Source organism: Candidatus Clostridium helianthi (assembly GCF_045310795.1).
Lineage (GTDB): Bacteria > Bacillota > Clostridia > Clostridiales > Clostridiaceae > Clostridium > Clostridium helianthi.
The window spans coordinates 79,619-94,073 of record NZ_JBJIAB010000022.1 but is presented as its reverse complement, the minus strand read 5'-3'; the positions used below and the strand labels follow the sequence as shown (position 1 = coordinate 94,073).

The window sequence follows — 14,455 nt, the reverse complement described above, 5'->3', positions numbered from 1 at the left end:
TGAAGTTTTGAATTTGTTAAGAACAGCTTAACGAGCCATGCAAAGCATGTTTCATATAATTTTATGAATAATTCAGGTTATATTTTAAAATATAAATAAATAATCATTATATTGATTTCTTTTCAATTTTACTTTCTTCAAGTTCCATCAAGAATGAAGGCTTTATGGTTAAGAACCCTTTTTCATTATTGCATATACCTGCCCAATCTAAAATTGCATAAATTACACATTGTATACATAGTAACTATATTTTAACATAAATAGTTGATGCTTATATAAAGTTTTATCAAAAAATCATTTTGCCCTCAAGCCCTCATATTTACTACAACTCATAACGCTGTTGCTTGTGCTCAGTATCACATTGCCTAGATGAAAAAGCTATCAAAGCACAGGTTTGTGCAGCCTTTAACAGACATGTTATGCTTGATCCTGCACACTGGAATAACTCAGCCTATTTCTATAAAGATGCTCCTGCAAATTACTTTGCAAAATTCTGGCATGATCATTCTTATGAAAACAAATCATATGGCTTCTGCTATGATGATGTTTTCGACTTCAGCAGCACATTGCATGTAGCTGACCCTAAGTATGCAATAATTAATGTAGGTTGGTAATAAATTAAATAAATTAGACCATAAGATTTGTAAAAAGATGCTGTATCAAAATTTGATGCAGCATCTTTTTTATTTTCTTAACTACTTTCATCAAACTAAAATACTTTATATTACATGCAAATTCAAAAAAATGAGCCAAGATAATCTTAGCTCATTCTTTTACATAAAACTACAACTCCCTTTATCTATTATTGAATTTGCCATAAAGCTGGTACAGCACTTGGTTCCCAACCTACTAATGAAGTGTGAGCCTGAATACATTTATAAGTACCGCCATTGTAAGTTACAATATCTCCAACTTTGTATGCATGACTTGCAACCCATGCATTGTTAGATTCAGAATCTGATACAGTTACTGTAACTTTGTTAGAGTTAACAGAATTTGTACTATCATATAGAACCACTGTATAATCATAGCTTCCCTTAGCCTTATTAGTAATAGCATAAGAAATGCTAACTTCGCCTACACCTGAAGTTAAAGCTCCCGTAGAAGCAACTGTTGTTCCTTCATATATCTTGTAGCTTGTTGCAGTATTATTTTTTGGAACTACAGCCGTTAAAGTATATGCTCCATTATTTACTGCACTAGCAGATAATATTGCTGGTTGTAATGTGTTATCTACTGCTTTTGGAACTGTTACAGTTACTTGATTTGAAGTAACTGTATTGCTTCCATCACTTAATTCAGCTTTGTAGATGTATGCCCCTGGAGCTTTTGATATGGCATTATAGTTAAGCGTCTTAGCAGGTTGTCCAGCTGTTAAATTTCCTGAAGCTACTACTGTTGTTCCCTCATAAATTTTATACGAAGTTGCAGTATTATAAGCTGGAACTTCTGCAGATATAGAATAGCTTCCATTAATAACTTCTGAAGAACTTAGTACTGCTGCATTAAGTTTATTTACAGGTGGAGTTAAATTATTAAAATAACCTCTAAAATAATTAGACCAATTAAAGTTTGTATATTGATCCCAATTTATTGACCAAGTCATAAGACCTCTTAAATTAGGATATTTATTGTTAATCTTATAACTTCCAACTGTTCCACCATTGATTAATCCATCTAAAGCACTTTGTACCTCAGCATTTGAAACATATCCATTTCCAGCAGAATTACAACATGGAACACCAATAACTACTTGATCTTGTCTTAATGCTGGGAAGAAATAATTAGAATCATTATTTACATTAAAACCTGTTAAAAGCATATCTGCTAAAGAAGCATAGAATTCTCCACTTCCCATTGATTGAGCTTTACCATTAATGTCATTTATTGAACCTGAATTATAATATTGCACTTGAAGCCAGTTCAACTCATCTCTAAGTCCGTAGATTACTGGTAAAAATGATCCAGCTCTGTTATCTACATATGAATTTAATCCGCCATAGTACGTATGTCCTAGTTGTACAAAGAATGTTTCAGGTGCCATAGTTAATACGAATTTACTACCATACTTAGCCTTTAATTGTTTTAAAGCACTAATTGTATTAACTATAACAGGTGTTGTTGGATTTTTAAAATCTTTGTCCCCTGCATTTAAATATAGCGAATGTCCTTCAAAATCTACATCTAATCCATCCAATCCATACTTATCAATAATAGTACTTACAGAATTAACAAAGGTATTAACAGATGTGGAACTTGTTAGTTGAACCTCCCCATTTTGTCCTCCAATAGATAACAATACTTTTTTTCCTTTACTTTGAAGATATTGAACATCACTTTTAAACTCAGTATCTGTTTCATTATATGGGGTGAACTTTATATCCCCGGAAGTAACAGATGTTGGTTCTCCAAATGAAAGGTTAATGACATCAAAGTTTGATGAAACGTCCTTGAGTTTAATGTCTCCTGACCCATTATTAAAATTGTGCCAGTAACCAACTAGTACATGATTTGGAATACTACTGGTTGTTACCGCAGATGCACTATTTGAATTACCTAATAATACTCCTGTAACCATAAGGCTTGCCATAGCCATGACTGAAACTACCTTTTTAAAAAACTTGTTTTTACTCAATACTTTTCTCTCCCTCACTTTAAGATTTTATTTATTTTGCCAAAAATATCAGTAAACTGGAACCCTTTTATAAAACATTTAATTTCCCTATTAATATGCATATTGCGATTAGAGCATATGAAGGAAGCATAATGATACATAATCTACTATAATACTAGCCATTCACAGTTAAATCTAAAAAAGATGACTCCTGTAAAGTACAGAAATCATCTTCTAGAAGCTGCATTGCCCCTTTTTATAGAGATCTATTTTAAGGTTTATGCTTTCTCTTTTACATACATTTAATCTATTAATATTTATCCATTACTATACGTAACTTAAAATATTAATCTACAGTATCTTTAAATGTAACAACTTGATTTCTATAACTATCAACCTTAGCCTTTACTTGATTAGTTGTAAGTGCTGTATTCTTTTCATGGAATACCAAGTCTACATATTCTGCATTTATATTAATACCCATAAAGCAGGAACATTTGATGGTTCCCATCCTACCAATGAAGTATGAGCTTGAATGCATTTATAATTCTTACCATTATAAGAAACTATATCTCCAACTTTATATGAAGTATTAGGAGCCCAGCTTCCAGTCGTAGGATTGCTTGAAGCCTTAGTAGTGGCACTGATAGAATTACTCCAACTGCTTGTTCCATTAGCATTCTTAGCTCTAATAGCATAAGTATGTGTTGAATTTTCAGTTAAACCACTATTAACATAAGGTGATGTTACATTACTAATAATGTTATTATCAACTTTTAAATCATAGCCTGTTGCACCTGATGATGCGTTCCAAGACACATTAATACTAGATTGATTGCTAGCAGCTGCAGACAATCCACTTGGAACAGCTGGTGCTGTAGGTGCTGGTGTTGGATTATTATCCCCGTGCTGATATACACGAACATAATCTACATACATTTTAGCAGGGAATGGAGTTGATCCATCAGGATTACCTGGCCAATTTCCTCCAATTGCTAGATTAAATAATATAAAGAATGGTTTATGAAATGCTTCAGTACCATTAATATTATTTGCTATGTTAGCTTCTAAATATTGTGTTCCATCTACAAACCATTTTATTGATGAAGCGTCCCATTCAATTGAATATACATGATATTGAGTTACATCGATATTAGGTGAAGCAGCTCCATACTGTGCATGCGTATTGTTATCAGTGCTATCCCAATGTATAATTGCACTTTCATTATTTATATGTTCCATAATGTCTATTTCACCACATTTTGGCCAACTAACTTGAGAAATGTTTTCTCCTAACATCCAAAATGCAGGCCATACACCTTGTCCAGCTGGTAACTTCATTCTTGCCTCTACTTTTCCATAAGTCCAGTTTTTTAATCCTTGGCTTTTTAAGCGAGCAGAAGTATAATTCATCCCATTGTAATTTTCTTTTCTTGCTTCTATAACAAGATTTCCATTTTCAATTCTTGCATTTTCAGAACGATTGGTATAATATTCAAGTTCATTATTACCCCAACCGTCTCCGCCAGTTTCATATTTCCAATTTGATGTATTTATACTTGTCCCATTAAATTCATCACTCCATGCAAGATTCCATCCTGTATCAGCTTTCGCTGTAACTGTTGGAATAAATGATGAAACCATAAGTGAAGAAATAACTAATGACATAATTAGTTGTTTTTTTCTTTTCATAAAAATTCCCCCTATACCTCTATTTATTATTATTATTAGTAGTATTATTAGTAGTTTACTCCCCCCTTATTTACATAAATATTTTATTAAACTTTGTTACCTTTTTGCTGAACTTTTTTCATATCACCTCCTAAATTAATTACTTTTAACGTACACTATATTATACGTAAAAAGATTCTATTTAAGCGGGATAAATTATAAATTAGAACAAATTATACATTTATTGTATAATCGAATGCATGAAAGGTCATTATTCTTTCTGAGACACACTTGAATAAAATTGTTATTACTACAATTACCTATGCATTAGATCCATTAAAAAAATCTTGTATATATTCCTTTGAATACGTAAATTCTGTTTTAAATATTAAGCTTACTACAATTATGAATTTCCTATTTCTCTCAATGGTTCTTTTATGTACCTGAACCATTGACACTAATTCCTTTAACGGAATTGATTTATTTCGAATCAATTTTCCATATAAGTAATCATTATCACATAATTCTTTTGCAATTTTTATACACATAATAATAGAGTCCCTGTGTTTGGGAATTTCTTCTCCAATATCATATATGTTTATATTAAACTCACTCAACTTTTTTTGAAAGAATTCCATTTCATCCTGTGTTTCTATATTCTCATATTGATTAAATGAATTAGATCTTAAATATTTTTCCTCAAAATTAATTTCATCTTCATTTTCAAAATAAGTAAATGGATATGTTTTTTCTTCTTTTTCACTTTTTCTATAATAATCTATAATTCTACTTCTTATTATCATGTCACAGTAAGCGAAAAAGTTTTTTCCTTTATTTTCATCATAATTATCTAACGCCTCATTAAAAGCTATCATTCCTATACTAAATATATCGCTGTATCTTATATCTTCATATTTTTTTGATACTTTAGACACAGACTTACATATAAATGGTAAATACTCTTTTATCAATTTATCTTTTAATTTAACGTCACCGTTTCTAATTCTTTCTATGTATCCATATATTGATTTGTTATCTTTAGTATCATCATAAAATAGTTTACTATCTGACAATACTTTTCCCCCCTACATAATAAATACCTCTTTATACAAACTACCATAACTACAAAATATACCATTCTCATATACTTAACTTTGCTCTAATATATAGATTTTATAAATAATAAACCATAATTTATTACACTCCTCTCCTATTAAGTATTTATATTTTACAATATAAGTAATTATATTACATTTTATTACATTTGTATATATTGTTGTGGTTAAATTTAAATGTTTTACTAAAAAAAGTTAATTTTGTCCCACACAAAAATTACACTTTTCTCGTATTGAATATAGTACAATCATATATTCTATAAATTTCCTACAGTTTTATTTTTTTACAAAGTAATAGGCAATAAATATAGGCGTGAAATATTTTATTGTTTATTACGCAAGAGAAAATTCTCTATTACTGTTTTAAGGAGGTGAACAATTTATTATTAAAGTTGCTTTCCAAAAATTCCAATGATTATATGAGAGGGGTTGATGTGTTTTGAAACACGTAACATTAAAAAAATTTCTTGCTTTTTTTGTAGTCTTTCTACTTACATTCACGCAAATAACACTAATGCCTAAAGCAGCAGAAAAATCTGATAAAAAAATGTTGTCGTTTATTTTCCTAATTGGGGTACCTACAATGCAGCTCACAGCAGTATATCTGTTGATCAATTGCCTTGGGACAAGGTCACTGTAATCAACCATGCATTCTTTGAAGTGGATTCAAGCTTTAAACTCGCCACTACTGATTCTTATGCAGATTTTGATAAATCTTTCCCACATTCTGAAGGTTGGGATGCAGATAAACTTAGAGGACACATGGGCGAATATAAGTATTACAAATCTCAATACCCAAATGTAAAGGTGCTTATATCAGTAGGCGGATGGACAAGAGGTGCTAATTTCCATGCAATGGCATCAAGCTCTAGCTCTCGTGCTGTATTTATAAACAGTGTGGTAGATTTTCTAAAAAAATATCCTTTCATAGATGGAATTGATATCGACTGGGAATTCCCTGGTATTGATAGAAAAGCCGATCCAAACGACCAATTTGATAAAGGTTGCCCAGGTGGACCAGAGGACAAACAAAACTTTACTTCACTTCTTCGTGAAATACGTAAAGCTTACAATGATAATGGATTGTCTAATAAAATGCTTACAATAGCAGCACCATCTGGATATGATAAAGCACAATATACTGAACCTAACGTTTACGCTCAATACTTAGATTTTATAAACGTTATGACTTATGATATGCATGGGGCTTGGGAAACAACTACTAATCATCATGCTGCAATATATCCAAATCCTAATGATCCATCTGGAACTTCTCCTGTAGATATAAAAAATAAATATAATACTGATTCAGCAATGAAATTGTACAGGGATACTTATAATATACCTGCAAGCAAACTAAATGTTGGAACACCATTCTATTCAAGAGGATGGAAAAATGTTGTGAACAATGGTGGAAACCTCCCTGGATTATTTGCTTCTGCAAATGGTGCACCAGTAGGTACATGGGATAATGCACAATCTCCAGGTGGACAAAACCCTTATTTTAAAATGAAGGAATTGGAAAAAACATCAGGTTACGTAAAATATAGAGATCCATATGCTAAAGTTCCTTATCTATATAATGCATCACAAGGAATTATGTACACATATGAAGATGAAGAATCTCTTACAGAAAGATGTAATTATGTATTAAATAACGGTTATGGCGGAATGATTGCTTGGGAAGTTTCAGGAGATGACCCAAATGGATTCCCATTAACTACTTTAATGGCAAATAAACTTTCTGGCGGAAGTAATCCAACAACCCCAACTGACCCAACTGACCCAACAAATCCAACGGACCCAACAAATCCAACGGATCCAACAAATCCAACGGATCCAACAAACCCAAGTAATCCTGGTACTTCTTATCCTGCATGGGATAGTAGTAAAGCTTATGTAAATGGAGATATTGTTTCTTATAACAATAACAATTACAAAGCAAAATGGTGGACTCAAGGTGATAAACCTGGTGCTTCTGATGTTTGGGAATTAATTGGAGCCAATACACCAAGTAATCCAAGTAATCCGACTAATCCAAGTGATCCTGGTTCTTCTTATCCTGCATGGGATAGTAGTAAAGCTTATGTAAATGGAGATATTGTTTCTTATAACAACAACAATTACAAAGCAAAATGGTGGACTCAAGGTGATAAACCTGGTGCTTCTGATGTTTGGGAATTAATTGGAGCCGCTACACCAAGTAATCCAAAATACTAATTAAATAATAACATTTAAGTGGGAACGTATAATTTATATACATTTCAAAAATATATATAAGGAGTTGATGTATTATGAAATACATGAAATTAAAAAAGTTATTTGCTTTCGCTGTAGTATTTTCGTTTGCACTACCACAAATGTCAATGCTAGCCAAAGCAGCAACAACAAAAGCAGCCACAGTGATTGTCTCTGCATCTGTATCTTATGCTAATTGGGATGCCAACAAAGCTTATGTAAGTGGAGATACTGTTAATTATGAAGGTAAAAATTATAAAGCTAAATGGTGGACACAAGGTGATAAGCCCGGTTCAGCTGATGTTTGGGAATTGATTGGAACAGCACCATCTAACCCTAGTAATAATACTTATGCTGCTTGGGACAGTAGTAAGGCTTATGTATCTGGTGATATTGTTTCTTATCAGAACAGTAATTACAAAGCTAAATGGTGGACTCAAGGTGATAAGCCTGGTTCAGCTGATGTTTGGGAATTGATTGGAGCGGGACCTACAAATCCTACAAATCCGACTAACCCTACAAATCCAACTACCCCATCAGTATCAAAGCCTGCTGAGGCTCCAAATGATATATGGGGATATGCACTTAATGCTGATAACAAATTTGGTAAAAATGGAGACTTTGCTTTATTAATATGTGCTGTTATTAAAAAAGAATGTAATTATGGAGCAGGTTTAGGTGGTAGTCCATCTTCTGGAGACGGATTAATGCAAGTAGAACCAAACACTAGAAATGCTTATTCGAGTGAGTTCCAATCAACATATGGACATGCCTACAATCATAGTAATCTTCAAGACCAAGTATATATGGGATCAATGATCATAAATGATAATATTACGCAATTTGGTAATATATACAATGGTCTATTGCATTACAATGGAGGACCAAACTGGTATCCAGGAGCTACAGATTCATATGGCCGTCCAATTCTAGCCGATCAATATGCAAATGCAGTGTATGCGACATATAAAAGCTATGGTGGAAAAAACTAGTAGACAAAGTAAATTTACAAGTCCATTAGGATCAAAAGTATTTTAGAATTATATATAGCAACTGAGCAGAAAGTACAGTTAACTTATAAATTTAAAGAAACACCCTCTTTGAGAAAAGGGTGTTTCTTTAAATTTATGGGCTAAATGGGCTAAATGGTGGACAATTTGCAAATGTTACAATACCAAGTAGTGTAACAAAAATGAGTAATGCTATCTTTCTTAATTGCTTAAGTTTAGCAAAAAGAGCAAAGCAGAAAATTTAATTCCTACACTGCCCTATATATTGCATTTAAATTATTATTTTTTTAAATGAGCTCCATTTGTAGCAATAACTTCTTTATACCAATAAAAGCTCTTTTTCTTATATCTTTCTAGAGTTCCACTTCCATCATCATGCCTATCTACGTAGATAAATCCGTATCTCTTTTTAAGTTCAGCTGTTGATGCACTGACTAAATCTATGCATCCCCATGTAGTATATCCCATAACTTCAACACCATCTTCAATAGCTTCTCCTACTTGAACTAAGTGATCATTTAAGTAATTTATTCTATAATCATCATTTACAGTTTTATTTCCATTTTCATCAGTTATTAATTCGTCAACAGCTCCTAAACCATTTTCAACTATAAACAATGGTTTTTGATATCTGTCATAGAATAAGTTAAGCATGTATCTTAATCCTTCTGGATCTATTTGCCATCCCCAATCTGAAGCTTTCAAATACGGATTTGGTACTCCGCCAATGAGATTTCCTTTTCCCTTAATATTCTTTTCAGGATCTGCACTTGCACATGAGCTCATATAATAACTAAATGAAACAAAATCTACTGTATTCTTTAGTATTTCTTTATCACCAGGTTCCATTTTTATTTCTATGTTGTTTTCCTTAAAAAATCTATTCATATATCTTGGATATTCTCCCCTTACATGAACATCTCCAAAGAAAAGATTCTCCCTATCTGCTTCCATTGCCTTAAGTACATCACTTGGTTTTGGTGTTAATGGATAGTTTGGTACTCCAAGAATCATACAGCCAATTTTGAATTTTGGATTTATTTCATGACCAATTTTTACTGCAAGTGCACTTGCTACTAATTCATGATGCATAGCCTGATATAAATCCTGCTTGTTTAATTGTTCTTTTGGTGTCCATATTCCAGCACTCATATATGGGAAATGAGTTGCAGAATTTATTTCATTGAAAGTCAGCCAATATTTTACCTTATCTTTATATCTGTTAAATATTGTTCTTACATAGTTTTCGAAAAATCCTATTAGCTTTCTATTTACCCAGCCATCATAATTCTTAGCTAGTGCAAGTGGTGTCTCATAGTGAGAAATTGTAACTAGTGGCTCTATTCCATACTTAGCTAACTCATCAAATACATTATCATAAAATTGCAATCCCTTTTCATTTGGCTCTTTATCATCACCATTTGGAAATATTCTTGACCAAGCAATAGATAGTCTGAAAACTTTAAAGCCCATTTCTGCAAATAGCTTAATATCTTCTTTATATCTATGATAAAAATCAATTCCTATAAGTTTCATATTATCTTCTGTTGGTTCATCTGTTAAAGCTCCCATCACTCCTTTAGGTGCTATATCCTGAGTAGATAATCCTTTTCCATCTTCGTTATATGCACCTTCAAATTGGTTAGCAGCTGTAGCTCCTCCCCATAAAAATCCTTCTGGAAATTTAATTGACATAAATTTACCTCCTATGTTTTATAATTTATAATACTTATATTATTACTTTTATTAACTCATCTTTTTCTTTTACATCTTTATCTATTAGTGATAATACATCCTTGTAATCACTTGAATTAGTAACTAGAACTGGAGTTATTACTTCATATCCTTCTCTTTTTATTGCCTCAATATCAAATTCAACTAATAAGTCTCCTATTTTCACTTTATCTCCACTCTTAACATGAGCTGTAAAGTGCTTTCCACCTAATTTTACTGTATCTAATCCTATGTGTATCAAAATTTCTGTTCCGTCTTCAGCCGTAATTCCTATAGCATGTTTTGTTTCGAATAATGCTGAAATCACTCCATTAACTGGTGAAACTGCGATGCCTTTACTTGGTATTATAGCTGCACCTTTTCCCATTATTTCTTCTGAGAATGTTATATCATTTACTTGACTTAGTGAAACTGACTTTCCTTCAATTGGAGCTAAGATTATTGCTTCGCTTTTAGCTTCAGCTTTATCTAAGGCAGCTTCTTTAACTTCCATTTTGTTTTCGATTAAGCTTTCTTCACTTTCTTCATTTGCTGGATCATTAAATCCAATAATCCATGTTAATGCAAATGAACCTACAATTGCAATTGCTGCTGTTATTAAAGCATTAATAAAGTTTGAGCTGCCATTTGGATCAATAAACTGAACTATTGATATAAGTGCTGGTGTTGCAAAAACATAAACTTTTAAAGCTACAATTCCTGCATATAGACCTGCTATACCACTTGCTATCATACTTGCTATTAAAGGCTTTTTATATTTTATAGTTACACCATACATTGCTGGTTCTGTTACCCCTGCAAGTAAAGCTGAAATACTTGATGCGCTTGCAACTTGTTTTAAGTCTTTATTTTTAGACTTTAGTGATACTGCGAGTGCTGATGCTCCTTGTGCTAAATTTGATGGAAGCATTGCTACTAATAATAAGGTTTCATATCCTGGGTTTGCTAAAGCTGTTAATGCCATAGGCACAAATGCCCAATGCATTCCTGTCATAACTATAAGTGGCATAAACGCCGCCATTAAAGGTAATGCAATCCAATTTGCCTTATCTTGAATTGTATACATAACTGTTGATAAACCTTTACCCACTAAGAATCCAAGTGGTCCAATAACTATTATCGCAATTGGCATAGCTATAAGTAATATTAACATTGGTTTTAAGAAGTTCTTTGTAACCGCTGGTGTAATTTTATCTACAATTTCTTCTATATATTTCATTACCCAAGCCATTAGTATTACTGGAATAACTGAATATCCATAACTTGCTGTTGTAACTGGTAATCCTAAAAATGATACGGGTGACCCTGCACCAAGTAATTTTACAAAATCAGGATACACCATAACGCCTATTACTGCTGCAAAAGTGTATGGATTAATATTAAACTTTTTAGAAGTTGAGATTACAAGTATCATTGGCAAGAAATAAAACGTTGCATCTCCAAGTGCTGATAATATGGTATAAGTCTGGCTTGTATTTGATAAAAGTCCAATAGTTGTAAGTAACACCACTAGCACTTTTACCATACCTGCACCAATTATTGCTGGCATAGTAGCTGACATACTTCCAGATACTACATCTAACACTTTTGTAATTATATTTTGCTTTTCATTCGAGCCTTCAGTATTATTAGCACTATCACTAAAATTACCAAGCTTTAATACTTCTTTATAACACTTAGAAACTTCATTTCCTATAATTATTTGGTACTGACCGCCTTTTTTCATAACGCCCATTACACCTTTTATTTTTTTAACTTGATCATCATTTACAATACTTTCATCTTTTAGGGTGAATCTAAGTCTTGTCATACAGTGTATAACACTACTTACATTATTTACTCCACCTATTTTTTCTATTATTTCTTTTGCAACTATTGAATAATCCATAGTATAATCCTCCATTTAAAATTAAGTTATTTTTAGATTAACTTATCCATGAGCATGTAGCCGTTAACTCCACTGAAAAGTTAGAGTATTACGGATACTAGCTACCAAATAAATTTTTTGGAATTAATTTTAATGAAGTAAAGCCCGTAACACAGTTTTTCTGCTTACAGTAACTACCTTGCATTTATGTTTATTTTGTTTATAATTTTATAAAAAATATCTAAGAATCATAAAAGAGCGCTCATTTTACATTTCTCAGGTATAGATTGCATTACCAATTAACAATTCTTTTTATTCAGTTTGCTTTGTAACTCTGTTAATATGAACTGCTAAATACATCATTTCTTCATCAGTAAGCTCAGAATTAAATTCACTCTTTACGTATTTTTTAATTTTCTCTGCACATTTATATGCTTCTTTATATTTTTCTCTCATTATTTTTGAAAGGCTTGTATCCTCATCTTCAATTTCATTTCCTCTAAATATTCTTTGTGAAAAGAATTTTAAATGAGTAATAAACCTTTCATAATGAAGTGAATATTCATCCAATTCTAACTTATAATGAAATTTTACTATGTTTAAAATATTTTGAATCATATTAGTCATGCTCATAGTATCATCTATATTGCTAGAATTTAATTGAGCATTTACAATATGTAATGCGATATTAGCAGCCTCATCTTCTGGTAAATCAACATGTAGTCTTTTTTCAATTATTTGAAGAGCCTCTTTACCAATTAAAAACTCATGGTTATAAAATCTTTTTATCTCCCATAATAACGCATTTTTAAATTGTAATCCTTTATTAACTCTTTCCATTGCAAAACTTATATGATCTGTTAATAGAATATAAATATTATCATTAAGCTTCTTACCTAGAGAGTATCTTGCATAAGATACTATTTCATTAGTTGTTTGTATGACTTCTAAAGGAATATCTGATAACAATTCTATTAACTTATTTGAATAATTTTTGTCTTCAAGAGAATAAATCTTTTCTACTTTATCTTTATCAATAATTTCTCCAGGCTTTTTCTTAAATCCAAGTCCACATCCCATAACAAGAACTTCTTTATTGTTATTATCAAAAGATTGAACCAAATTGTTATTAATTACTTTCTCTATCTTCATAAATATTCCCCTTTGGCATAAGTTAATTAATTTAAAAGACACACTAGCTATTAGTAAATTGTAATTTAAAGTGCTTTATTTAAAGTAGCTTTTATTATTGTGACACAAAAAAGACCGTACCACAACAGATAATACTACTAAATACTATCTATAAAATGGTAAAGCCTGCATAACCAGTAACATTCCTCTTAATTTATGTTAAGGATATCATAAGATTCTTATCATGTCAATCGTTTTCTATGAATTATCAATAACTTCTATGTCTATTTTATTTTTGATTATTAGAATTCTTCTAATTTAATATTATTTCCAAAAGCATATCTTGAAGAATCAGATACGCTTTTAATTGTTTAATATAATAACCCGCTCCAATAAGTACCGCTGACCAGCCAGTAAATCCAAAAAAATACTCATTAAATGATTCATTGAATATAGCAATTTAACGGAAATAATTATATGTATCCCGCTATTTGTTCTCGCTTTAGTAATTGCCACAACTGCTCCGCCATATATGCTGCTGGATAAGGCATTGAATTTACAATCCACCATTCCATTACACCAACAGCAGCTGAAGCAACATATTGAGCCATTATCTTCTTGCTTATATTTTCATTGCTTCCAGTCATGTCAAGATGCTCTTCCATACTCTTAAGAGCCATTGTTAAAATACGTTCTCTAAAAGCAGGTATAGCCTTGTTAGTGAGCATATTTGAATAGAAAATGGCATGCTTTTCTAGATATTGAAACGTCTGAAGTAGCGAAGCTTTGGAGTCAAAATTGCTACTCTCTCCATCTGAAATGCAACTGTCACATAATTGATTTAAATGAGTATCTATACATTTATTCATCAAATCAAATTTGTCTTCATAATGCAGATATACAGTGCCACGGTTTACATTTGCCTCTTCTGCAATTTCGTTAATGGTTATCTTTTCAAAATCTTTTTCCGACATGAGTTTGATAAAAGCACCCATAATAGCCTGTTTTGATTTTTCAATACGTCTATCCATAAAAATATCTCCTTTATGTACCTAATTTACTTCCTGTAAACTGA

Annotated in this window: 11 protein-coding genes and 1 pseudogene; 4 read left to right on the top strand and 8 right to left on the bottom strand. The window is 31.6% G+C overall.

Annotated elements, in window-relative coordinates:
- Window positions 1-344: 344 nt before the first annotated feature.
- Complete coding sequence (locus ACJDTP_RS16675) at window positions 345-614, top strand: beta-1,3-glucanase family protein (RefSeq protein ID WP_242986070.1); 270 nt, start codon at window positions 345-347, stop codon at window positions 612-614.
- Window positions 615-802: 188 nt separating this feature from the next.
- On the opposite strand, the gene ACJDTP_RS16670 is transcribed toward ACJDTP_RS16675, so the two are convergent.
- A complete protein-coding gene (locus ACJDTP_RS16670; protein ID WP_406761875.1) occupies window positions 803-2,635 on the bottom strand; it encodes a carbohydrate-binding protein in 1,833 nt (610 codons plus the stop codon).
- Window positions 2,636-2,770: 135 nt separating this feature from the next.
- On the opposite strand from ACJDTP_RS16670, the pseudogene ACJDTP_RS16665 reads away from it, so the two are divergent.
- Window positions 2,771-2,860, top strand: a pseudogene (locus tag ACJDTP_RS16665) (IS3 family transposase); the annotation flags it as partial.
- Window positions 2,861-2,960: 100 nt separating this feature from the next.
- Here the strand turns inward: ACJDTP_RS16665 and ACJDTP_RS16660 are convergent.
- The 3 genes from ACJDTP_RS16660 to sigI form a co-directional block, all read right to left on the bottom strand.
- Window positions 2,961-3,098 (bottom strand): hypothetical protein, encoded by a 138-nt coding sequence (locus ACJDTP_RS16660; protein ID WP_023976084.1) that lies wholly within the window; start codon window positions 3,096-3,098, stop codon window positions 2,961-2,963.
- On the bottom strand, window positions 3,083-4,306 hold the full coding sequence (locus ACJDTP_RS16655; RefSeq protein WP_406761874.1) for a carbohydrate-binding protein: 1,224 nt from the start codon (window positions 4,304-4,306) through the stop codon (window positions 3,083-3,085). Before ACJDTP_RS16655 ends, ACJDTP_RS16660 begins: the two co-directional genes overlap by 16 nt.
- Before the next feature lie 299 nt (window positions 4,307-4,605).
- Complete coding sequence (gene sigI / locus ACJDTP_RS16650) at window positions 4,606-5,358, bottom strand: RNA polymerase sigma-I factor (RefSeq protein ID WP_406761873.1); 753 nt, start codon at window positions 5,356-5,358, stop codon at window positions 4,606-4,608.
- Window positions 5,359-6,000: 642 nt separating this feature from the next.
- On the opposite strand from sigI, the gene ACJDTP_RS16645 reads away from it, so the two are divergent.
- Together ACJDTP_RS16645 and ACJDTP_RS16640 are read left to right on the top strand one after the other, a co-directional pair.
- On the top strand, window positions 6,001-7,620 hold the full coding sequence (locus tag ACJDTP_RS16645; protein ID WP_406761877.1) for a glycosyl hydrolase family 18 protein: 1,620 nt from the start codon (window positions 6,001-6,003) through the stop codon (window positions 7,618-7,620).
- A gap of 74 nt (window positions 7,621-7,694) precedes the next feature.
- Window positions 7,695-8,630 (top strand): carbohydrate-binding protein, encoded by a 936-nt coding sequence (locus ACJDTP_RS16640; protein WP_406761872.1) that lies wholly within the window; start codon window positions 7,695-7,697, stop codon window positions 8,628-8,630.
- 297 nt (window positions 8,631-8,927) lie between these two features.
- On the opposite strand, the gene ACJDTP_RS16635 is transcribed toward ACJDTP_RS16640, so the two are convergent.
- The 4 genes from ACJDTP_RS16635 to ACJDTP_RS16620 all read right to left on the bottom strand — a co-directional run bounded on the left by ACJDTP_RS16635 (window position 8,928) and on the right by ACJDTP_RS16620 (window position 14,411).
- On the bottom strand, window positions 8,928-10,343 hold the full coding sequence (locus ACJDTP_RS16635; RefSeq protein WP_406761871.1) for a glycoside hydrolase family 1 protein: 1,416 nt from the start codon (window positions 10,341-10,343) through the stop codon (window positions 8,928-8,930).
- A 34-nt stretch (window positions 10,344-10,377) separates the two neighbouring features.
- A complete protein-coding gene (locus ACJDTP_RS16630; RefSeq protein ID WP_406761870.1) occupies window positions 10,378-12,270 on the bottom strand; it encodes a beta-glucoside-specific PTS transporter subunit IIABC in 1,893 nt (630 codons plus the stop codon).
- Between the two features lie 291 nt (window positions 12,271-12,561).
- Window positions 12,562-13,401, bottom strand: coding sequence for a BglG family transcription antiterminator LicT (gene licT / locus ACJDTP_RS16625; RefSeq protein ID WP_012059037.1), 840 nt, complete (start codon window positions 13,399-13,401; stop codon window positions 12,562-12,564).
- 452 nt (window positions 13,402-13,853) lie between these two features.
- On the bottom strand, window positions 13,854-14,411 hold the full coding sequence (locus tag ACJDTP_RS16620) for a TetR/AcrR family transcriptional regulator (protein ID WP_171771664.1): 558 nt from the start codon (window positions 14,409-14,411) through the stop codon (window positions 13,854-13,856).
- Between the last annotated feature and the right edge of the window lie 44 nt (window positions 14,412-14,455).

Coding starts and splice junctions, on each gene's coding strand:
- licT (WP_012059037.1), bottom strand. CDS start 13,401: ATGAAGATAGAGAAAGTAATTAATAACAATTTGGTTCAATCTTTTGAT.
- ACJDTP_RS16630 (WP_406761870.1), bottom strand. CDS start 12,270: ATGGATTATTCAATAGTTGCAAAAGAAATAATAGAAAAAATAGGTGGA.
- ACJDTP_RS16635 (WP_406761871.1), bottom strand. CDS start 10,343: ATGTCAATTAAATTTCCAGAAGGATTTTTATGGGGAGGAGCTACAGCT.
- ACJDTP_RS16620 (WP_171771664.1), bottom strand. CDS start 14,411: ATGGATAGACGTATTGAAAAATCAAAACAGGCTATTATGGGTGCTTTT.
- ACJDTP_RS16655 (WP_406761874.1), bottom strand. CDS start 4,306: ATGAAAAGAAAAAAACAACTAATTATGTCATTAGTTATTTCTTCACTT.
- ACJDTP_RS16640 (WP_406761872.1), top strand. CDS start 7,695: ATGAAATACATGAAATTAAAAAAGTTATTTGCTTTCGCTGTAGTATTT.
- ACJDTP_RS16660 (WP_023976084.1), bottom strand. CDS start 3,098: ATGGGTATTAATATAAATGCAGAATATGTAGACTTGGTATTCCATGAA.